19 protein-coding genes are annotated in these 19,374 nt (G+C 61.7%); 6 read left to right on the forward strand and 13 right to left on the reverse strand.

The window, feature by feature from the left end:
• Window positions 1-3 precede the first annotated feature (3 nt).
• The 9 genes from C7G41_RS09040 to C7G41_RS09080 form a co-directional block, all read right to left on the reverse strand.
• Window positions 4-840, reverse strand: coding sequence for an ABC transporter permease (locus tag C7G41_RS09040; RefSeq protein WP_245446486.1), 837 nt, complete (start codon window positions 838-840; stop codon window positions 4-6).
• Between the two features lie 7 nt (window positions 841-847).
• A complete protein-coding gene (locus C7G41_RS09045; protein WP_245446488.1) occupies window positions 848-1,654 on the reverse strand; it encodes an ABC transporter ATP-binding protein in 807 nt (268 codons plus the stop codon).
• Window positions 1,633-2,388 (reverse strand): ABC transporter permease, encoded by a 756-nt coding sequence (locus C7G41_RS09050; protein ID WP_106942246.1) that lies wholly within the window; start codon window positions 2,386-2,388, stop codon window positions 1,633-1,635. Before C7G41_RS09050 ends, C7G41_RS09045 begins: the two co-directional genes overlap by 22 nt.
• 2 nt (window positions 2,389-2,390) lie before the next feature.
• Entirely contained in the window at window positions 2,391-3,359 is a 969-nt protein-coding gene (locus C7G41_RS09055) for an ABC transporter substrate-binding protein (protein ID WP_106942247.1), read from the reverse strand.
• 51 nt (window positions 3,360-3,410) lie between these two features.
• Window positions 3,411-4,115 (reverse strand): GntR family transcriptional regulator, encoded by a 705-nt coding sequence (locus C7G41_RS09060; protein WP_245446490.1) that lies wholly within the window; start codon window positions 4,113-4,115, stop codon window positions 3,411-3,413.
• Between the two features lie 240 nt (window positions 4,116-4,355).
• On the reverse strand, window positions 4,356-5,504 hold the full coding sequence (locus C7G41_RS09065; protein WP_106942249.1) for an ABC transporter substrate-binding protein: 1,149 nt from the start codon (window positions 5,502-5,504) through the stop codon (window positions 4,356-4,358).
• Window positions 5,505-6,282: 778 nt separating this feature from the next.
• The gene (locus C7G41_RS37330) at window positions 6,283-6,435 is read right to left on the reverse strand and encodes a hypothetical protein (protein ID WP_158267997.1); all 153 of its coding nucleotides are present in this window, start codon (window positions 6,433-6,435) and stop codon (window positions 6,283-6,285) included.
• 10 nt (window positions 6,436-6,445) lie between these two features.
• Complete coding sequence (locus C7G41_RS09075) at window positions 6,446-7,309, reverse strand: alpha/beta fold hydrolase (RefSeq protein WP_106942250.1); 864 nt, start codon at window positions 7,307-7,309, stop codon at window positions 6,446-6,448.
• 9 nt (window positions 7,310-7,318) lie between these two features.
• Window positions 7,319-9,826, reverse strand: coding sequence for an alpha/beta hydrolase (locus tag C7G41_RS09080; RefSeq protein WP_106942251.1), 2,508 nt, complete (start codon window positions 9,824-9,826; stop codon window positions 7,319-7,321).
• A 134-nt stretch (window positions 9,827-9,960) separates the two neighbouring features.
• On the opposite strand from C7G41_RS09080, the gene C7G41_RS09085 reads away from it, so the two are divergent.
• The 5 genes from C7G41_RS09085 to C7G41_RS09105 all read left to right on the forward strand — a co-directional run bounded on the left by C7G41_RS09085 (window position 9,961) and on the right by C7G41_RS09105 (window position 13,340).
• Window positions 9,961-10,887 (forward strand): alpha/beta fold hydrolase, encoded by a 927-nt coding sequence (locus tag C7G41_RS09085; RefSeq protein ID WP_106942252.1) that lies wholly within the window; start codon window positions 9,961-9,963, stop codon window positions 10,885-10,887.
• Window positions 10,884-11,477 carry a hypothetical protein gene (locus tag C7G41_RS09090; RefSeq protein ID WP_106942253.1) on the forward strand — a complete coding sequence of 198 codons (594 nt, stop codon included), beginning with the start codon at window positions 10,884-10,886 and terminating at the stop codon, window positions 11,475-11,477. The genes C7G41_RS09085 and C7G41_RS09090 overlap by 4 nt, the downstream gene beginning before the upstream one ends.
• Before the next feature lie 90 nt (window positions 11,478-11,567).
• Window positions 11,568-12,215, forward strand: a complete 648-nt coding sequence (locus C7G41_RS09095) for a CoA transferase subunit A (RefSeq protein WP_106942254.1) — start codon at window positions 11,568-11,570, stop codon at window positions 12,213-12,215.
• A 4-nt stretch (window positions 12,216-12,219) separates the two neighbouring features.
• Complete coding sequence (locus C7G41_RS09100) at window positions 12,220-12,870, forward strand: 3-oxoacid CoA-transferase subunit B (RefSeq protein ID WP_106942255.1); 651 nt, start codon at window positions 12,220-12,222, stop codon at window positions 12,868-12,870.
• An 11-nt stretch (window positions 12,871-12,881) separates the two neighbouring features.
• Window positions 12,882-13,340, forward strand: a complete 459-nt coding sequence (locus C7G41_RS09105; RefSeq protein WP_106942256.1) for a MaoC family dehydratase — start codon at window positions 12,882-12,884, stop codon at window positions 13,338-13,340.
• A gap of 17 nt (window positions 13,341-13,357) precedes the next feature.
• Here C7G41_RS09105 and fabI read toward each other — a convergent pair whose 3' ends face one another.
• Genes fabI through C7G41_RS09125 form a run of 4 tightly spaced genes read right to left on the reverse strand, consistent with a single transcriptional unit; the run spans window position 13,358 to window position 18,574 of the window.
• Window positions 13,358-14,146, reverse strand: a complete 789-nt coding sequence (gene fabI / locus C7G41_RS09110) for an enoyl-ACP reductase FabI (protein WP_106942257.1) — start codon at window positions 14,144-14,146, stop codon at window positions 13,358-13,360.
• Window positions 14,143-15,357, reverse strand: coding sequence for an acetate/propionate family kinase (locus C7G41_RS09115; protein ID WP_106942258.1), 1,215 nt, complete (start codon window positions 15,355-15,357; stop codon window positions 14,143-14,145). The genes fabI and C7G41_RS09115 overlap by 4 nt, the downstream gene beginning before the upstream one ends.
• A gap of 5 nt (window positions 15,358-15,362) precedes the next feature.
• The gene (locus C7G41_RS09120; RefSeq protein WP_106942259.1) at window positions 15,363-16,325 is read right to left on the reverse strand and encodes a phosphate acetyltransferase; all 963 of its coding nucleotides are present in this window, start codon (window positions 16,323-16,325) and stop codon (window positions 15,363-15,365) included.
• Window positions 16,326-16,348: 23 nt separating this feature from the next.
• Window positions 16,349-18,574 carry a DUF3141 domain-containing protein gene (locus C7G41_RS09125; RefSeq protein ID WP_106942260.1) on the reverse strand — a complete coding sequence of 742 codons (2,226 nt, stop codon included), beginning with the start codon at window positions 18,572-18,574 and terminating at the stop codon, window positions 16,349-16,351.
• A 264-nt stretch (window positions 18,575-18,838) separates the two neighbouring features.
• Here C7G41_RS09125 and C7G41_RS09130 point away from each other — a divergent pair, with 264 nt between their 5' ends.
• Window positions 18,839-19,372, forward strand: a complete 534-nt coding sequence (locus tag C7G41_RS09130; RefSeq protein WP_106942261.1) for a GNAT family N-acetyltransferase — start codon at window positions 18,839-18,841, stop codon at window positions 19,370-19,372.
• Window positions 19,373-19,374 lie beyond the last annotated feature (2 nt).

Here is a 19,374-nt window from a genome sequence, read left to right on the forward strand (position 1 = left end):
TCCTCAGCTCGCCGGCTGCATCGCGCCCGATGCGATGTCGTCGTTGGCCTGACCGGCGCGCGTGCCGGTCTGCCAGATCGCCGCCTTGCGCTCGATCCACCGGATCGCGGCGTTGAAGGCGATCGCCATGAACAGCACGAGAAGGACGCCGGCGAACACGTGCGGACTGTCGAGGATCGTACGGTAGCGCGAGATCAGATAACCGATGCCGGCCGAGGAGATCAGCATCTCCGAGACGACGACGCCAACGATGACCAGCGCGCCTCCCACGCGGAGCCCCGACAGCACGGTTGGAATCGCCGCGGGAATGATGACGCGAACCAGCCGCTGGCTGAGCGTGGCGCCCATGCTGCGTGCCGCGAGCAGGAGTTGAGGGTCGATGGTCTGGATGCCGGCGGCGGTGGCCAGCATCGTTGGCAGGAAGCCGTAAATCGAAGCGAAGGCGATCTTGGATTCGGAGCCGATGCCGAGCCACACCGTGAAGACGGGATAGAGGATCACGAGCGGCACCGCATAGAGGCTCGACACCATCGGCATGATCAGGACGCGCGGACGCGGCAGGCTGCCGACGATGGCGCCAAGCAGGATGCCGCCGCCGCAGGCGAAAGCCATGGAGATCAGCACCTCATAAAGCGTCACCGCGAGCGCGTGACCGTATTCGGGAGCCTCGGTCCATCCGGCCATCAGCGTCGATGACAGGGACGGCAGGAACAGCTCGGGAATGAGAGCTGTGCGCGGCAGCAGCTCCCACAGCGCAATCAGGCCGACCACGATCAGATACCGCAGCGTCTTCGCACTTATCTTCGCGGTCATCTTCTTCGCAGTCATCTTGGCGCTCATCTCTGTCTCACGCCGATTTGCGGATATGCCGCCAGATGCGGTCGCGCAAGCTCCCGAAGGCATCTCCGCTCAGCATCTCATAGGTGCGGGGCCGCGGCAGCTGGACCTGGAGATGATCGACGATACGGCCGGGCCGCGCCGACATCACGATCACCTCGTCGGCGAGATAGACCGCTTCGGTGAGGCTGTGTGTGACGAAGACGACGGTCTTGCCGGTCGCCGCCCAGATGCGCAGCAGTTCGTCACCCATGGTCATGCGGGTCTGCTCGTCGAGCGCCGCGAACGGCTCGTCCATCAGCAGCACCGGCGGGTCCTGCACCAGCCCGCGCGCGATCGAGACGCGCTGCTTCATGCCGCCTGACAACTCGTGCGGATGGCGCTTGCCGAAGCCGTCGAGGCCGACCAGCGTGAGCGCATCCTGCGCCTTGGCGCGGCGCTCCGCCTTGGGCACGCCACGCAGGGCCAGCGGAAACTCGACATTGTCTTCGGCCGTCAGCCAGGGGAATAGGCTCGCCTCCTGGAACACCACGCCGACCCTGTCCGGGTCGGGCTGCGGAATCGGCGCGCCGCTGATGGTGATCGTGCCCGAGGTCTGCTGGCGCAGGCCCGCCATCATCATCAGAAGGGTCGACTTGCCGCAACCGCTCGGCCCGACCAGCACGACGAAGCGACCCGGCTTGATATCGAGCGAAACATCTTCCAGGGCGACGACGTCCTGAGACCGGGTCTTGAAGACCTGGCCGACATTCTTGACCTCGATCGCGCCGGCGCGCGCAGGAGGTTTCAACGGGGTCACGTTCGCCAATGGCTGCATCGCGTTTCCACCCATCTGACAAGTTCGTTGAAGGTCATGGCGATCGCGGCGACCATTACGACGCCGGCGAGGAGCTGCTTCATCTGGAAGTTCTCGCCCCAGGTCGCGATCTGGTGGCCGATACCGTCGCGCGAGGCGTACATCTCGGCAAGGATCACGCCGGTGAGGTTGAAGATCATGGAGATCCGCAGGGCCTCCAGCAGCACCGGCAGCATGCTCGGCAGATAGACCCGGAACGCGGTCTGCATCGGAGTTGCGCCATAGGAGCGGGCCACCGTGAGATGCTCGACCTTGACCGACTCCACCGCCGTGGTCGTCGACATGATCACGATGAAGATCGTGGAGAAGAAGCCAAAGCCGACCTTCTGGGCGAAACCGACGCCGAATACGAGGATGAACATCGGCAGGAAGATCGACTTCGGGATGCTGAAGGCGAAGAACAGCAGCGGCTTGGCCACGTCAGCGAAGTAGCGGTTCTCCGCAACCAGGAAGCCGATCACGGCGCCGAAGGGAACGGCTAGCGCGAACGCGGCCAGCACTTCGGTTGCCGTCACCATCAGGTCTTTCCTCACGGCCGCGCGCTGCAGGAGATCGCCGAGCGTCGCGAACGTGTCGGACGCCGAGGGCAGCAGGCGCGGATTGACGATGCCGGTGCGCGACAGCACCTCCCACAGGGCCAGGACCGCGATGACGATCGCGATCCGTGCAAGCTTGATGGCGTGTGAGTTCTGCATCGTCAAGGCTTGGTCGGAACTGGCTTGAACCTGGTCGAGATCACGTCCTCGACCGGTACGATATCCTTGAGTCCGCCGAGCTTGGCGAGGTCCAGCGACAGCTGCACGGCCGCGTTCACGTCAGGCGCGCCCATGTCGCCGCTGGTCTCGAGCTTCATGATCGTGTTGTCGTATTCCAGGGCGGCGATCTCAGCCGGCATTTCGTAGAGCTCGGCGATCAGCTTGACGGTCACGTCGCGATTGGCGCGCATGAACGCAACCGCGCCATAGAGGGCGTTCACCGCCTTCTGAACCAGCTGAGGCTTTGTCTCCGCCAATTTGTCGAGCACGATCCAGCCTGCCGTGAGGTTCGGCGGCACCGCCGTGGCGTAATCGAGGATCGACTTGGCTTCGCCCGACTTCGAGATCTGGAAGCTCAGCGGCGAATAGACCACGGCGGCCTCGACGTTGCCTGCCAAGAGGTTCGGCACCAGACCGCCCCCACCAACCGGGACGCGTGTGAAATCGATCTTCTTGTCCTGGAGCGTCCATAGTGCGAGCAGGTCGGAACCGGAGCCGGCGGCGGTGATCGCGACCTTCTTGCCGTTGAGGCCCTTGACGTCGAGCGTCGACTTGGTCGGAACCATCAACTGCCAGCCGAAATTTCCCATCGCGGCATTGGCCACGATCCGCGACATCACCCCCTTCTTGCGCCCCGCGGAGACCAGCGAGGGTGGATCGAGGATGATGTCGGCCGCGCCCGCAGCCATGCCTTCGAACGTCTCTGCACCACTGCGGTAGATCGTCAGCTCGGCCTGGATGCCTTCCTTCTCGAACAATTTCTGCCGCACGGCCGTCTCGGCGATCGTCGTCGGCCAGTAGGTCTTGGTCGGCAGGCCCACGCGAATGGTTTCGGCAGCAGTGGCAGGGCCGGCGAGCACGCCGGCTGCGAAGAGCGACGCCAATAGCGCCTTGCGGCGAGTTATTTTCATGATCTGTTTCCTCCCGGTCTCTGTTTTTCTTTGCCGGATTTTTCCGGATCGTCAGGTTGCGCCGTTCACCTCCGCGATGCGAGGCGCGGCGAGCTCGACAAACTCTTTGGTGATGCCGAAGTGCTTTGCCAATGCGCGAACCGCCGCATCCGCGTCGCGTTTGACGACGGCGGCGACAATTGACTTGTGTTCAGCCTCGACGTCGCGCGGCTTGCCGACCTCCCTGCGGATCGAGAGGCGGCGATATCGCTCGCTTTGTTCGTGCAGCACGTCGCGGAAGCCGAGGAGCCACGGTGAGCCGCAGGCATTGACCAGCGCACGATGGAAGATGCGATGGCGGACCACCCACTCCTCATAATGCACCGTCGGATCGTCGGGATAGCGATAGGGAACGGCCTTCAGGTCCGTCCAGGCGGATTTCACCGACGCAAGCCAGGCATCGTCGCCCCGTTCGATCGAGCGACGGAGCGCAAGGCCTTCGATGTCGATCCGGGTCTGCGTCACGTCGGCGAGATCGGCGAGCGACACCGGGCTCACCCGGAAACCACGCTGGTCGGACGCCAGGACGAGCCCATCGGCGACCAGTCGGGAAAGCGCCTCACGTACAGCGGCAAGGCTCACGGAAAACTGCTTGGCGAGGCCGGCGATATGCAGCTTCTGCCCCGGAAGCAGCCGCGTCGCCAAGATGTCGGCGCGCAAGCGCTCGTGCAACGCCGATGTCAGGCTGCGCGGACCATCCCCGGGGCTTCCGGTCATATGAAACTGAAGCGGACCCATGGGACGAATGATGGCAAGGCAACGCGGAGGGGTCAATAGAAAATCGAAAATCGATTTTTCTAGCCGAAATTGTTTCACGCCCTATCGGACGCCTGGGGAATGCAGCGGCGCCATCGCGATAAGCCGCCTCTGGATGCCCAAAACGGCCCACCGGACCAGCTCGGCGCAGGCCGGATCCCCCGTGCCACTGCCCTCGTACAAGATCCGATTGGCGCGCCGCTACTTTGCCAGGCGAAACTTTCCGCCTTCGACCTTGATCAGAAAGGCCGAGCGCTCATCATAGCCGTTGTGATCGGCCTTGCTCATGTTCGACAGCCCGTTGTTGAGATAGATGTTCTGCCCGCGCTCGAGTGCGTCCCGCAGCGCCGCGCGAAATTCGGTTGTGCCAGGCTTTGCCATCTTCAGCGAATCCGGTGCAGCTTTTCCGATCAGCGCGACGACATCCCAGAGATGAGCAGCGAACATGTTGGGCTTTTGCCCGTTCGCCGCTTCATACGCGGTCACGAACTCCTCCGTCGAGCGACGGAACGGATCTCCCGTGGGAAGATCGGCGGCAATGGTGAAAGCCTCGCCCGCGAATACGGCACCTTCGACGTTCGCGCCACCGAGCTTGATGAACTCCTCGCTTGCCACGCCGTGTGTCTGAAATATCTTCCCGGCGTAGCCGCGCTCGCGGAGCGCCTGCTGCGGCAAGACCGCCGGAGTTCCTGCGGACGCGATGAAGACGGCATCGGGATTGGTAGACATCACCTTCAGCGCCTGACCGGTGACGCTGGTGTCGGCGCGCGCATAGACTTCATGTGTGGTTACGGTCAGCCCCAGCGCGGGCGCGAGGCGGCTCACCTCCTTGTAGTAGCCCTCGCCGTAGCCATCCGAAACGCCGATATAGCCGAGCGTCTTCACGCCTGAATTCGCGATATGCTTGAGGATGGCCGCCGCCATGAGGTCGTCATTGGGAACGACCTTGAAGGCCCAGGCGCGCTTCTCATCCATCGGTTGAACGATGGCGGTAGCGGCAGCGAGCGACAGCAGCGGCGTCTTCGATTCGAGCGCGATGTCCAGCATCGGCATGGTCACCGGGGTCAGCGAGGAGCCGACCAGCACATCGACCTTGTCCTGTATCACCAGCCGGCGTGCGTTCTGGACCCCTTTGGTCGAATCCGACTCGTCGTCCAGGACGATATAGGTCACCTTCTCTCCACCGATCTCTTTCGGAAGAGCTGCAACCGTCTTGAGCTGCGGCTGCCCCAGTGCCGATCCCGGGCCACTTGCCGAAATCACAATTCCAATTTTGATCTCCGCGTGAGCGGTATTTCCATAGAGGACGCATGCCACAAGAAGCGAGGCTCGCGCGAAACCGATCTTCATGTCCTGTTCCTCCCTGTCCGCTTTGATGCGTCCGCCGGCTGCATCGGGCGCCCCGGCTCGAGCTTGCAGCGCTCCCCACGAGGCACCGTCGCCCCTCAGAAGGCATGTCGTCCGACATACGCGTTTCCTCCTGCGGTCCCGGGCAACCGGGCGGACCATGCTAAGCGGATTGCAGCAACGTGTCTGTCCCTAGCGTTAGGGACAAGACACAGGTGCCCGAACCGGAATCTCGAAGTAGGCGGACGCACCGCCGCGTTCTCGCGGCGCAAATCGCCCGAGGTTTGCTTCGTCACTCCACCCTCTTGTCCAAGAAGGCGCAAGGAAGGCCGGGTGCTGACAACGCGCCCGCGGTCTGCTGCGCGAAAAGCGCACGCAGGAAAACCGCACAGCAGCATACAGGTGGTGCCAATCACTCGGCCTTCCCTGCGCGATGGTTGGACGGCTTATGCCGTGCTCTCCCGGGAGCCGAACTTTCCCTCTGGCCTCCCTCGCTCTCACAGAAGTCGCCGACAGCGCGCCGGTTGACGCAGATGCCGCATCCGCAAGAGCTTGACCGTAGCAACGACGGCCAGGACCACACGTCTATATTTTGGCATTCGATGAAACACGCGGAAACTAACAAAAGACTTTAAAACAAGCGCTTTTCTACTACCCTGATGCAGGTTGTTTCAGCGGGCTTCGCAAAATTAAGGGCCCGGCCCTAAGTCTTTCAGCGTTCGCACGACAAACTGAAGCTCCCGAAGCCGAACCCTTTGGTTCCGACCATCAGGAGCCGAAACTACATGGATACTACCATCATCGCGGGCACCGCGGGCAAGTTCGGCAAGCCCTCTGTCAGCTCGGACTCGCCTTGGTTGCTGATGAAGACGGCAAGGATCACGAACAACACGTTGGCGATTGGGATGACTGCCTTCGCGATGATGGCGTTCATTTCCTTCTTGTTATGCCGAAAGTCCCCCGAACCACGCACCGAAATAGCCGGCGTAGAGCGCGGGCATTTCGAGATTCATCGAGTGTCCGATACCGGGCACCAAGACGAGGCGGCAGTCCGGCATTGCCGCGGCCATCACATGAAGATCGGCGGGAGGGATCCAGCCGTCCCGTTCGCCCCACAATACCAGGTGCGAATGCCCGATCTCCGGCATGCGGCTCTCCAACTCCCGGCTCTCACGCTCGCGCGTAAGATTGACGGGTGTCCCAATCCAGATGCCTTCGGAAACGCCAAAGGTTTGTTCGATGATCCGGTCGAACAGCGCCTGGATGTCCGCGCCCCCTGGACGGAATTGCGGGACCCTATTCGGCGCCATGCTTTCCGGCACGAACAGCGATGAGGCCGCGGTCGCCATTACTGAACGCGTCAACTCCTTGCTAGCCATCATGGCCCGAAACAGTCCGATCTGATCAGTATTGAAGGCCATGCCCAACGGCGTGACCGGATCAAGCGCGAACACCCGTCCGAAACGGCGCGGTTGCATCAGCAGCATACGAGCTGCGATGATGCCGCCGGTGGAATGCGTTGCAAGATGGCAGTAGTTGATATTCAGGGCATCGAGCGCCGCCAGCATGTCCTTTGCGTGCTGCTGCATCGTGTAGTTGGTGTAGTCAACCGTAGGCTTCGGCCGGTCGCTGTCGCCGCAGCCGCGCCAGTCGATGCCGATGACACGAAGACCAGAAGGAAACAGCGGGGCAGCAAGCTCGATCCAGTCCTTGCTGGCGAGATTGCCATGGATGAAGACGACCGTGACGTCGCCTCGTCCCCACTCTCGCCAGCCCAGCTGGACTTCGCCCGCCTGCACCCTCGGCATGAACCGGCCCTACTTGTTCAGGCCGGCGGTAGGCGCGGCGCCGGGCGGTGTCGGAGCCACCGGCAAGGCCGAGACCACCGCCCCCTTGATCATGCGGTCGGTCCCCAGCGGCGATGAGGTGTCGACGCTTCCCCGCGTCACGAAATCCACAACGTCAAACGGGTATTCGACCGGATTGTCTGTGTGAATGAAGTGCCCGGTCTCCGGATAGATCTTCAGGATCGGCCGATTCCCCGCATTAGTCATGCGCGTCATGAAGGGCGTGATGGCGTCGCGTCCGAGGTCCGTGAGCCCGTTGAATGCCGGCGTCGGGATAAACGGTTCCTTGTCGCCGAATGCGAGGAAGATCGGCGCCTTTATCTGCGTGAGCCGCTCGTACAGGTTCTTCGGATCATCCTGCTGCAGCTCCGCGCCGATTGTATAGACGTCGTAGATAAAGATGTTGCACCACTGCTCCAGCTCCTTCGGATTGCCCTTGGTCAGCCCGACGCGCTGCTCGGTATGGAGGCGGGCATATTCGCTGTCGCTGAAGAAATAGCCGCTTTTGGCGGCCGACACCGCGCCGGTCTCCGGGTCACGCTTCTTGAAGTAGAAGAAGTCCCGGATGTTCTGCTCGTCACGCGCCTTCTCCGCGGCGAGGATCCCGGTCTGGTCCCAGGTCGCCTTCCACTTGTCGAAGTCATGATCGAAGGCCGGGTCGAACAGCGGCGCCTTTTTGCCTTTTGCGATGGTGATCTCGCGTGGATATTCCTCGAGACCTGACGGCGCCTCCAGCGCCAGGCCCTGGACTGCATCCGGCCAGGTCAGGGCATAACCCATCACGAACTGACCGCCGAGCGAATGGCCGAGATAATACGCCTTCTTGACGCCGAGTTGGTTGACGACGAGGTCGTAGATGACCTCGCGCATGTCCTGCATCGTGCGTGCCGGGCTCTTGTCGAGATTGCCGGGTCCGGACATGCCGTAATGCGGCAGGTCGGGCACGATCACGCGAAGGCCGCTGCGCAGCGCATACTGCATGATGTTGCCATAGTGACCGCCGAAAGCGCCTTTGCCATGGATGACGACGAGGACCTTCGGATCCTTGTCCGTGCCGGCATATTCATCCATGTAGCCGATCTGCCAGGAACTGCCGCCCTTGTCTTTGGCATTGGCGTATTTGACTGGATAGGGATAGGTCACGAACTCTTTCCAGAACGACTTTTTGGGGTCGATGTTCTCGGCGACGCCGGGCACGCGATAATTCTTGTCAACGAATTTCTGCGCGCGGTCGAGGCTCGCCACATCATCCATGAAGGCAACGAACTTCGGGTCATTCTTGCGCTGGTTGATGATCGGAAACACACCATAATGGGCGACCGGGCTTTCCTGAGCGATAAGGTCTGCACCGGGCACGCGGTCGACAGCCTTCTGAGCCAGCTTGAAGTTCAGCCACAGATCGTTGGTGATGTGCATCACCAGCGTGCGCGCCTGGATGCGGCCGAGATAAGCATTGATGTTGTGCGTTTCGCCGACACGGTTACGCCAGACCAGGTCGACCGCATCGTAAAGCTTGGCACGGTTAACGACGTTCAACGCCGCCTTTTCGTTCGGGGGGTCCCAATAAAAGATTTCGGGCTGGACGGCCCCCCAATTCTGGGTCGTACGGAAGGCAAAGTCATAGCCCGTCATGCCAAGGATCGACCAGCCGAACGCCACGCCCGGCATCGGATGCTTCTCCTTGGGCAGCTTGTAATAATCACCCTTCGTTTCCTGCCACACCGGATCGGATTCGATCGCTGCCGTCATCATCTGGAATGTCCAGTTGCCGACGGGATCCTCGCCATCCGACTGCGTGGTGCCGCCGATCGGCATCAGTGCGCCGATATATTCGGGATGCATCACGCCCCAGACGTAGGTCTGCGTGCCGCCCATGGAAACGCCGGACACCAGCGCAACGCGCGCGACCTTCAGCCCGTCGCGCAGCATCCGGTAATTGGCCTGGACCATGTCATAGTAGCTATACTGCGGAAACTTTACGCCGAGACCGTCCGACGGTTTGCTGGCGCCCCAGGTTCCGAGGGGATCGACCATGATGACGTAGTAGCGATCCGTATCGATCGGCCGGCCCGGGCCAATAATTGGCACGGTGCCTGACAAGGCTGCTCCTTTGACCCACTGCTCGTACATGTCGGTGGCATCGCCGGAATAATACGAGTTGATGACCACGGCATTGGTGATCTCACCGGCGGCGTTGCGCCGCGGCGTACCGACCGCGATATAGGCGGTGTGCAATTTCCCGACGCCAAGCGATTCGAGCGTGACGCCGCCCTCGCCGCCATTCTCCCACTTCGAGGGATCAGCGAGATCGTACTTGCCGCCAAGTCGGAAATTCGCGATCTCGTAGGTCTTCTTCAGCCCGTCATGCTGCATCTGCGACGAGCGGCGCGTGAAGGGCTGCGCGACCGCGATGGATGTCCCGATCAACAGCAACAGCAGGCTGATGAGATACCGCCGCATGACATGTCTCACGAGCATGGCGAACTCCTCCGGCAGGCTTTGATTTTACCGAACGCTAGGAGCGTACGCGGCGCGACCCTTGATCTAGCGCAAGGTAATTCGCACTGCCCGCGCGAGAGTCTTCAAACCGAATTACATGCCGGGTCGCCGCGATGCCTTTCCTCACGCACGGCTCCTACCGGATCCGGTATGAGCTCGATGGTCCTGCGACGGCACCGGCCTACGTGCTGGTCAACGGACTAACCCAATATTCCGAACTGTGGACTGCTTATCGCGACGCGCTCATCGCACGGGGATTTCGCGTTGCGACATTCGATCTGCTCGGCCAGGGTGCCTCCGACAAGCCTACGCTTTTCATCAACCAGGACGACCATGTCCTTGCGTTGCATCGCCTGATCGAAATGCTCGGTGAAGGTCCGGTCTTCCTCAGTGGAATCAGTTTCGGTGGCCTGATCGCGCTGCGCTACGCGATCGAGTATGGGAGGCGCCTCTCGGGTCTGGTGCCAATGAGTTGCTTTGCCGAGCTTTCGCCTCAACTCCTCCTGATCGGCAATGCACTACGCACCGGCTTGATTTTGGGTGGAACCGGTTATCTCCAGGATCTGCTGCTGCCGATGAATCTGTCCAATGAATGGTTGAGACCGCTGCTGGACAAGCTCGACGGGGTCAAGCGGCAGGGCTGGCTGGTCAATGACCTCTACGCGTTGCAGAACCTGATGGATTCGTTCCTCGACTTTCAGCCGCTGACGCCGCAACTCGCCTCGATCGCCGTCCCGACCATGATCCTGAACGGAGAGTTCGACTTCCTGACGCCGCGCGCCCTGCACGAGACGCTGCGGGTCGGAATCCCCAACAGCGCGCTCGTGATCATCCCAAGCGCCTATCACGCTTTCACGTTGGAGAAGGGTGCGCTCACAGCCGACCTGCTCGCGCGCTTCGCCGATGACGTGCTGGCCGGACGCTGGCAAGGTAACAAAGCGGTCTGGATTGCGCCCGAAGAACCTGGCGGTGAGCTCACTCCGTTTCCCGCCGGCTACGACCATCTGCGTGCCATCCCCGTCCAGAGGACCCAGGCATGAGCGGACTTCTCGGACCACTCGACTCCGAAGGCCGCGTGCCGCACGGCCAGCAGACCCGTGTCGCCGCTTTCCTGATCTCGGCCCATGGCGCTCTCGCAAGGCAATTCGCCCTCGCCCTGCCGGCGAAGTTCGAGGCCGGCTGGCAGACAGAATTGAATGCTCAGTTCTACCGTGAGAGCGAAATTGTCTCGCTTCTGATGCGCGCAACCGCATGGGTGCCGGATCTCGCCTTGGGCTATATGACGATATCCTGGGAGGCCGCCTGGCTTCCGATGCCGAACGAAGGCATTCCCGATCGCTCTCTCTGGCAAGCAGTCCACCTCGCCACGCTCGCGCATGCCGTCCACGCAGGGATCCGGCCAGCGGCGTTGCTACCGCTTGAGGCAAACCCGAATGACCCCTTCGTGATGGCATTGCGCCGCATCGAGTTCGAGAGCGGACGTCTGTTGCAGGCACAGATCTTGTTCCTGAAGGGTCCCGACCAGTTACCCTTCCGCGACACCGTCAGCAGAGTCCTGGAAAGCCGACACACCGAACTGCGCAAGCTCTGGCATGACACGCTCGCGAGCCTGGGAATCGTGCGCGAATGATGCGGAGCCTTGACGCAGATCAAAGCTGCGTAACTTCCGCCCTCCAGCATCAATTGACAGCCATGCACGCGCCGACCGGAGTTCGTTCTCATGAAGGCCATTTCCCTCGAAGAAGCCGTCGCAATGATCCCGGCCGGCGCGAGTGTCATGGTCGGCGGGTTCATGGGTGTCGGAACACCGGAGCGTCTGCTCGACGAGATCGTGCGCCAGAAGAAGACCGGCCTGTCGTTGATCTGCAACGACGCGGCGATCCCCGGCAAGGGCGTCGGCAAGCTGTTCGATGCTGCGCTGGTCGCGCGATTGACCGCAACGCATATCGGTCTCAATGTGAAGGCACAGCAGCAGATGCTGGCAAACCAGATTGCCGTTGATCTGGTACCCCAGGGAACCTTCGTCGAGCGCATTCGTGCGGGTGGATGCGGCCTGGGTGGAGTTTTGACGCCAACCGGCGTCGGCACGCTGGTTGCGCAGGGCAAGCGCGAGATCGAAGTCGACGGAAAGCCTTTTCTGCTTGAGACAGCCTTGCGTGCACAGTTCGCGCTGGTTCACGCCTTCCTTGCTGACTACCTCGGCAACTTGGCGTACGCACTGACCTCGCGCAACTTCAATCCAGTCATGGCGATGGCCGCCGACACCGTGATCGTCACGGCGGAGAACATCGTGCCAGTCGGCGTGATCGCGCCCGACCACGTCGTGACCCCGGCGCCGCTTGTCGACTACCTCATTACAAACGGGTGACGACATGGATCCGCAGATCATCATCGCCCGGCGCGTCGCCAAGGAGCTTCGGAGCGGCGACCTCGTCAATCTCGGCATCGGTATCCCGACGCTGGTCGCGAACTACGTTCCAACGGACCTGAAAGTATTCTTCCAGTCGGAGAACGGCCTGATCGGAACGGGGCCTATCCCCGAGCAAGGCCTGGCGCACCCGACGCTAACGGACGCAGGGGGGCGGCCGATCAGTGCGCTGCCGGGTGCCTCGACCTTCGACAGCGCGATGTCGTTCGGGCTGATCCGCGGCGGCCATGTCGACGTCACGGTGCTTGGCGGCCTTCAGGTCGATGCCCATGGTCATCTCGCCAACTGGATGATCCCGGGCAAGATGGTTCCTGGCATGGGGGGCGCCATGGACCTCGTCAGCGGTGCCAAGCGGGTCATCGTCGCCATGCAGCACGCAGCAAAGGGCAAGTCGAAGATCGTTGCGAAATGCAGCTTGCCGCTGACCTCGGTGCGACCGGTGCATCTGGTCGTCACCGACATGGCTGTGATCGGCTTTGCCGCTGGCAGCGCGACGCTTCTTGAGACTGCGCCGGGCGTCACGATCGGCGAAGTGATGGCTGCGACGGAAGCCGACCTCCTCGTCGGCGACCATGTCCCCGAGATGATGATCTGAAGGTAAAGGACATGCGGATATTCGGCGACTTCAATGAGATAAGATCCGCGGTCGGCACCGAAATCGGCGCCAGCGACTGGATCGAGGTGACGCAGGACCGGATCAACAAGTTCGCAGAAGCGACCTGTGATGAACAGTGGATCCATGTCGACCGAGAGCGCGCGAGGACAGAAATGCCCGGCGGCACCACCATTGCCCATGGCATGCTGTCCCTGGCGCTGGCACCGATGTTCATCCGCTCGGTGATGGGGTTGAAAGGCCTCCGAAACACCCTGAACTACGGCGCCGACAGGATCAGGTACCTTTCGCCGGTCCCGGCGGGCTCGAAGCTGCGCGGCCGTGTCAGCGTTGCTGAGACGGAGGACGTGCCTCCCGATGGGCTGCGCGTGAACTATCATCTGGTGATCGAGATCGAAGGCGGCAAACGACCGGCCTGCGTCGCCGAGTTGATCGCCCTGCACTATCGCTGAGTCGCGTCCCATCCTTTTCAATCGATGATATGATACCCGCCATCAATATAGAGAACGCTTCCCGTAATGAGCTTGGCGCCGTCGAGCGCGAGAAATGCAGTGGCGTTGCCGACGTCGTCAATGCTGACGAGACTGCGCGCCGGCGCCTTGGATTGCGCCTTGTCCATCAGTTCATCGAACTCGGGAATGCCTGATGCCGCGCGCGTGGCCAGCGGGCCGGGCGAAATCGCGTGCACGCGGATACCCTTCGGGCCCAGCTCGGCGGCGATGTAGCGCACCGAGGCCTCGAGCGCAGCCTTGGCTACACCCATCACATTGTAGTTCTCCACCACCATCTGGCTGCCGTAATAGGTCATGGTGAACATGGTGCCGCCGTTTTTCATCAGCGGCTCGGCCAGATGAGCCATGCGCATGAAGGACCAGCAGGAGACCTCCATCGTCTTCAGAAACCCGTCGCGGCCGACGTCCACCACACGTCCGTGCAAGGCTTCCTTCGGTGAGAAGGCGATCGAATGCAGCAGGAAATCGAGCTGGCCCCAGTCCCTCTCGACGCGGGCAAACACCTCTTCGGTCTGCCCTTCCGTCATTACATCGAGTGGCATGAAAATAGACGCCTCAAGTGCCTCCGCAAGAGGCTCGACGTGCTTCTTCGCGCGGTCGTTCAGGTAGGTGACGGCGAGATCGGCACCAAGGGCGCGAAAGGCCTTGGCGCATCCCCATGCGATCGACTGGTCGTTGGCGATGCCGACGACGAGGCCTTTTTTCCCCTTCAGGGCAATCTTGGTATCCGGAAATACGGGGATCATGACGCCCTCTCCTGTCGCTGATTGGTCGATGCTGTCTTCATCAGCAGCGACACTGTGTGCTGCGCAATCATCAACTCCTCGTCGGTCGGAACCACATAGACTGGAATGCGACTGTCGGAGCCTGAGATCAGCTGTGCGTTGCGCGAATTCAGGGCCGGATCGAGCGTGACGCCAAGCCACGCGAGCTGGCCAACGACATGCGCGCGAATTGTCGCGGAATTTTCGCCGATGCCGGCCGTAAACACAAACGCATCCAGCCCCTGCAGCGCCGCGGCAAGCATGCCGGCATTGAGGCCTATGCGATAGTTGAAATATTCGATCGCGAGTCTGGCTCGCGGATCCTCACTGCTCTCCAGCTCCCGCATATCGTTGCTGACGCCGGACAACCCTTTCAAACCGCAATCCCGATAAAGGAAGTTCTGGATGTTGGAGGCTGACATCCCCTTCTCGGAAATCAGATAGAGCACCACCCCGGGGTCGATTTGACCCGGGCGGGTTCCCATCGGAAGCCCGTCGAGAGCGGTGAAGCCCATGGTGCTTTCGACGCTTCGTCCCGCGCTGAGAGCGCACATCGAGGCGCCGCTTCCGAGATGAGCGACGATCACGCGCCCATTCGCGATTTTCGGCGCGACCCGTGGCAAGGTCTTCGCAATGTATTCGTAGGAGAGACCGTGAAAGCCGTAGCGGCGCACGCCTTCGGCATAGAGCTGATGCGGAATCGCATAGTGATCGGCGACCGGGCTGTGCGTACGATGAAATGCCGTATCGAAACAGGCGACCTGGGGAAGCTGGGGGAAATTTGCGAGAATGGAGCGGATTGGCGCCAAATTATGCGGTTGATGCAGCGGTGCGAGCGCGATGAACCGCTCCAGCCGGGTCACGACACCATGATCGACTTGAATTGGCCGGTCGTAGTCCGGGCCACCGTGAACGACGCGATGACCGACAGCGATCGGGTGAATGCGTAGTTCGTCCCGCAACCAGGCGCCGGCGATGTCCATCGCAGCCGGCACGTCGGGCACGGCCTCGATTGGATAGGCGCGATCCGCCAGCGGATTGCCGGTGGATCCAGTCGCCCGCAAACGCGGGCGGCTGCCGATCCCATCCATCTGCCCTTTCAGCTGTCGCCGCAGTATTCCTTCGCCCTCGATCGAGTAGACTTGGAACTTGACGCTGGAGGAGCCGGCATTGACCACAAGGATGGTGTCCATGGCGTTCACGCGGCAATCGTTGGAGCACGCCGGCGCCGGGCATGGGCATACAGCGCGGCGACCGCGCACGAGGCCATCCGCGCGCGCGCCGAATCCGCGCGTGAGGTCAGGACGACCGGGACCCGGGCTCCGAGCACGATGCCCGCACCGTCCGCCTTGGCGAAATAGGCGAGATTCTTTGCAAGCATGTTGCCGGCCTCCAGGTCGGGGACGACGAGGATCTGTGCCCGACCGGCGACCTCGGACTTGATCCCCTTGATCCGTGCCGCCTCCACATCAATGGCGTTGTCGAAAGCCAGCGGTCCGTCGAGGATCCCTCCGGTAATCTGCCCGCGGTCTGCCATCTTGCAGAGTGCCGCCGCCTCGATCGTAGATGGAATTTTTGAGGTCACGGTTTCAACTGCAGACAGGATTGCCACGCGCGGCGATTTGCCGAATCCCGCTTCCAAGTACAGGTCGATCGCGTTCTGGACAATGTCGCGTTTGGCGTCCAGATCAGGGAAGATGTTGATGGCCGCATCCGTCACGAAGATGGTCTCGGCATAGGCGGGCACGTCCATCACGAAGACATGGCTGATACGACGGTCGGTGCGCAGGCCTCCGGCCTTCGCGGTGACGGCGCGCATCAACTCGTCCGTATGCAAGCTGCCCTTCATCAACAGCTCACCTCTGCCGGCGTGGATCAGCTCTACCGCCTTTGCGGCCGATTCATCACTATGCGCTGCGTCAACAACCTCGAACTCCGCGATATCGAGACCGAACGTAGACGCCGTAGTCCTGATCTTCGTCTCAGGGCCGACCAGGATCGGGCGGATGATGCCGGCCTGCGCGCTGTCGACCGCGCCGCGCAATGAGCTTTCATCGCAGGGATGAACGACGATCGTCGGGGCTGCCGGCACGGCCCTAGCGGCCGCGATCAAGCGGTCGTATTTGCTTGGAGACTGTGCCTGCGATGTGTCGGCTGACATGAGCCGGTTCCTTCCAGACAGTGTTACGATGCCTTCGCCTTGGGGTCGAAAGGGGCAACGTTCGACGCCCTCCCCGACGTTTCGGCGTCGAGACCGAACAGCTGTGCGACACGCTGCAGGCGGCTGGCGCGCTCGCCAGTGATGTCCTCGCTGGCCGACAGCACCTCGCTCATCGTGGTGAAAGCCGCGCGGCGTTGATTGACATCGTCGGGAAGCAACTTCGGGATAACGGCCAGCGCCGCCTCACGATCGAGCAGCAGCATGAAGAACTGCTCGCGAACCAGCATCTTGAACTCGGCAAGCGTTAATCGCGCTCCGCTGTCGTCGCGACGAGCCTGACGCAACGCCTCGATGCTGCGTTCATCCACCATTCCTCTCGCCGAGCCGATATAAAGCAGGGCACGGATGGCCGCCTCGCGAAGCCCGCCTTCGTCAATCCTGGATCGGAGCTCGGCGATCCGTTTGTCGAGCATGGCACGGTGTTCGGCCGGCATCTCGCGCCCGCGCGACGGTTCAGCTTTCGGATCTATGCCGACCGCCGCCTGTAGCGCCGGCGAGCCGTAGACGTTGAGGAAGATCGCCTCGCTCATCGCTTCCTGCGAATCGCGCCAGCTGTCCAGCGCATGAACGATCTGCTTAGAGACCTGCTCCTGAAATGCCAGGAACGGATTGTCGTTCGAAACCGCCTTGCGGTTTTCTTCTAGCCCTTCCGCTGCCGACTTCACCGCTGTCATCCACGGATTTTGACTGCTGAAGGCCTCATACTGCGTCCGCAGCGGGTGCAGGTTACGCATCAACTCTGCCGTCTGCGGCGCCACCATGCCCTTGATCCAGGGCTGCACGAACTTGCGATAGGCGGCAAGATTGAGCTCCGAGACGCGTTTGGCCGCGGCAAAGCGCCGCTCGTCCTCAGGCGAATTGCCGCCCATGGCCCGAATATCGTCGAGCGTTCGAGCCTCGCAGCGCATCACCCATTGGCCCACAACGAGATCTGAACTGGTGGTTTCCTTGTCCTTGGCTTCGAACGTCGCTTCGTAAAGGCCGGGCGGTAGTACATCGATCAGATCGATGTTGCTGGAAAATTCAGCGTGCTCCTTCTTGGCGACGCCGCCCGAGACGAAGATGCCGAGATGGCCGACGCTCTCGTGAACGGTATAGACGATCGTTTGCCCATAGGCCCTGATGTCATCCACGTCGGCGTAGCATTCGAGGATCCAACCCAGCGCCTGCTGCGGCGGAGTGATGTTGTCGCCCTTGGAGCAGAACACCACGATCGGCGAACTGATGTTGCGCAGGTCTACCTTCTGCCCGTCGGACAGGGTGATATTGCCGGCGGCCAGGTTGTTTCCAACGAAGAGTTCGTCGACAATGAACTGAATCTCCTCGGCGTTGAGATTGACGTGCCCACCCCACCAGCGCTCGAATTCAAGGTAGCGATCGGCTTCGGTATCGACCTTCGAATAGACATTGTACTGCTTGGTCCAGAGCGTGTTCGAGGGGTTCTGGCCTTCGAAGTTCTGGACAAGCCAGGCACCATCGAACTTCCCGCCGCCGAGATCGCTAACGAGCGCAGTTAGCCAGCTTCCGCCCAGCAGGCCGCCTGAATATCGCATTGGATTTTTACCATGCACGCCCGCCCAGTAAGCGAGCGGGGCTCCGGCGATGATCAGTGGGCCGAATAGTTCGGGCCGAACCGAAGCCAGGATCATGACCGCCCAGCCGGCTTGGCAATTACCTATGACGCAGGGTTTCCCGTCGGCTTCCGGATGACGACTGATCACCTTTTCGATGAACAGTGCCTCGGCACGCGCGATACGCTCGATCGTCTGGCCCGGCACCGGCTCCGGCAGGAAGCCGATGAAGTAGCAGGGATGTCCCGCCTTCATCGCGACGCCGATCTCGCTGTCGGCCTTGAACCCGCCGATGCCTGGACCGTGCCCGGCGCGCGGATCAATCACGATGAACGGCCGCCGCGCGGAATCGATTTCGACGCCGGCTGGCGGGACGATGCGGACAAGCGCGTAATTGACAGGCTCGTCCAGCTTGCGGCCATCGATGATCAGTTCGGCCGCATATTGCAGAACGTGTGGGGCAGTTTGCGCGACGTGCTCCCGATATTGGTCGCCGCGCCGGCGCATCACATCGAGAAACAGTATGCTCCGTTGTCCCGCATCGACCATGTATTCGACGGCCGAGGCGACGAGACCGGACATCGGACCACCGGGCAATCCAGGCACTTCCATCTGCATGCTCCGATCTCTATGTCGTATGAATGCATCCAAAGCCCGCCGCAACGGCAGGCCATTGATATAGGTCAATGCTGGACGGCCCGTACGCTGGCCAAGTCGTGTCACGTCCGTCATCCCGACCGAATGTGTCGAGTTGACTGCCGAGGTTCAGGCCGCCGGCTTTTTGCGGGCCCCCTTGACACAAATCAAACGTGCAACCGACCGCCCCGTCATAGACCAGTCTGAGGCCGACGTTTTTTCCGGCCGTCCGAGCCGAGACCTCGCATGTCGAACATCGCTAAATACAGCGTGACGGAACACTTGCGGGACGGCAGCACGGCCGAAATCCGAGCGCTGCGGCCGGCCGACGAGACGGCTGTTCTCGACGCGCTGGATCAGACCAGCAAGCAGTCGTTGCAGCGCCGTTTTTTCGGGATCAAACGTCATTTCTCGGACAAGGAGCGCGCGTTCTTCATGTATGTCGACTTCATGAATCACGTCGCGCTGGTGTGCGAGGTCGAGAATCCCGAACGGAGAATGATTGTCGGAGGCGCTCGATATGTCGTGTTTGAGCCCGGACGAGCCGAGGTGGCGTTCGTCGTCATCGACGCTTGGCAGGGCCGAGGCATCGGCTCCATCTTGATGCGCCACCTTGGCGAGATCGCCTTCAATAACGGATTACGTGAGCTGACTGCGGAGGTCCTGCCCGAAAACAAGTCAATGCTGGCGGTGCTCGGCAAGTTTGGCTTCAGGCGGGACGGGAACCGCGACCCCCACACGATGCATTTAACGCTACACCTGGGCAAAGAGGGGCGGTGATC

Source organism: Bradyrhizobium sp. MOS002, assembly GCF_003020115.1.
GTDB lineage: Bacteria > Pseudomonadota > Alphaproteobacteria > Rhizobiales > Xanthobacteraceae > Bradyrhizobium.

Coding starts and splice junctions, on each gene's coding strand:
- C7G41_RS09040 (WP_245446486.1), bottom strand. CDS start 840: ATGAGCGCCAAGATGACTGCGAAGAAGATGACCGCGAAGATAAGTGCG.
- C7G41_RS09045 (WP_245446488.1), bottom strand. CDS start 1,654: ATGCAGCCATTGGCGAACGTGACCCCGTTGAAACCTCCTGCGCGCGCC.
- C7G41_RS09050 (WP_106942246.1), bottom strand. CDS start 2,388: ATGCAGAACTCACACGCCATCAAGCTTGCACGGATCGCGATCGTCATC.
- C7G41_RS09055 (WP_106942247.1), bottom strand. CDS start 3,359: ATGAAAATAACTCGCCGCAAGGCGCTATTGGCGTCGCTCTTCGCAGCC.
- C7G41_RS09060 (WP_245446490.1), bottom strand. CDS start 4,115: ATGACCGGAAGCCCCGGGGATGGTCCGCGCAGCCTGACATCGGCGTTG.
- C7G41_RS09065 (WP_106942249.1), bottom strand. CDS start 5,504: ATGAAGATCGGTTTCGCGCGAGCCTCGCTTCTTGTGGCATGCGTCCTC.
- C7G41_RS37330 (WP_158267997.1), bottom strand. CDS start 6,435: ATGAACGCCATCATCGCGAAGGCAGTCATCCCAATCGCCAACGTGTTG.
- C7G41_RS09075 (WP_106942250.1), bottom strand. CDS start 7,309: ATGCCGAGGGTGCAGGCGGGCGAAGTCCAGCTGGGCTGGCGAGAGTGG.
- C7G41_RS09080 (WP_106942251.1), bottom strand. CDS start 9,826: ATGCTCGTGAGACATGTCATGCGGCGGTATCTCATCAGCCTGCTGTTG.
- C7G41_RS09085 (WP_106942252.1), top strand. CDS start 9,961: ATGCCTTTCCTCACGCACGGCTCCTACCGGATCCGGTATGAGCTCGAT.
- C7G41_RS09090 (WP_106942253.1), top strand. CDS start 10,884: ATGAGCGGACTTCTCGGACCACTCGACTCCGAAGGCCGCGTGCCGCAC.
- C7G41_RS09095 (WP_106942254.1), top strand. CDS start 11,568: ATGAAGGCCATTTCCCTCGAAGAAGCCGTCGCAATGATCCCGGCCGGC.
- C7G41_RS09100 (WP_106942255.1), top strand. CDS start 12,220: ATGGATCCGCAGATCATCATCGCCCGGCGCGTCGCCAAGGAGCTTCGG.
- C7G41_RS09105 (WP_106942256.1), top strand. CDS start 12,882: ATGCGGATATTCGGCGACTTCAATGAGATAAGATCCGCGGTCGGCACC.
- fabI (WP_106942257.1), bottom strand. CDS start 14,146: ATGATCCCCGTATTTCCGGATACCAAGATTGCCCTGAAGGGGAAAAAA.
- C7G41_RS09115 (WP_106942258.1), bottom strand. CDS start 15,357: ATGGACACCATCCTTGTGGTCAATGCCGGCTCCTCCAGCGTCAAGTTC.
- C7G41_RS09120 (WP_106942259.1), bottom strand. CDS start 16,325: ATGTCAGCCGACACATCGCAGGCACAGTCTCCAAGCAAATACGACCGC.
- C7G41_RS09125 (WP_106942260.1), bottom strand. CDS start 18,574: ATGCAGATGGAAGTGCCTGGATTGCCCGGTGGTCCGATGTCCGGTCTC.
- C7G41_RS09130 (WP_106942261.1), top strand. CDS start 18,839: ATGTCGAACATCGCTAAATACAGCGTGACGGAACACTTGCGGGACGGC.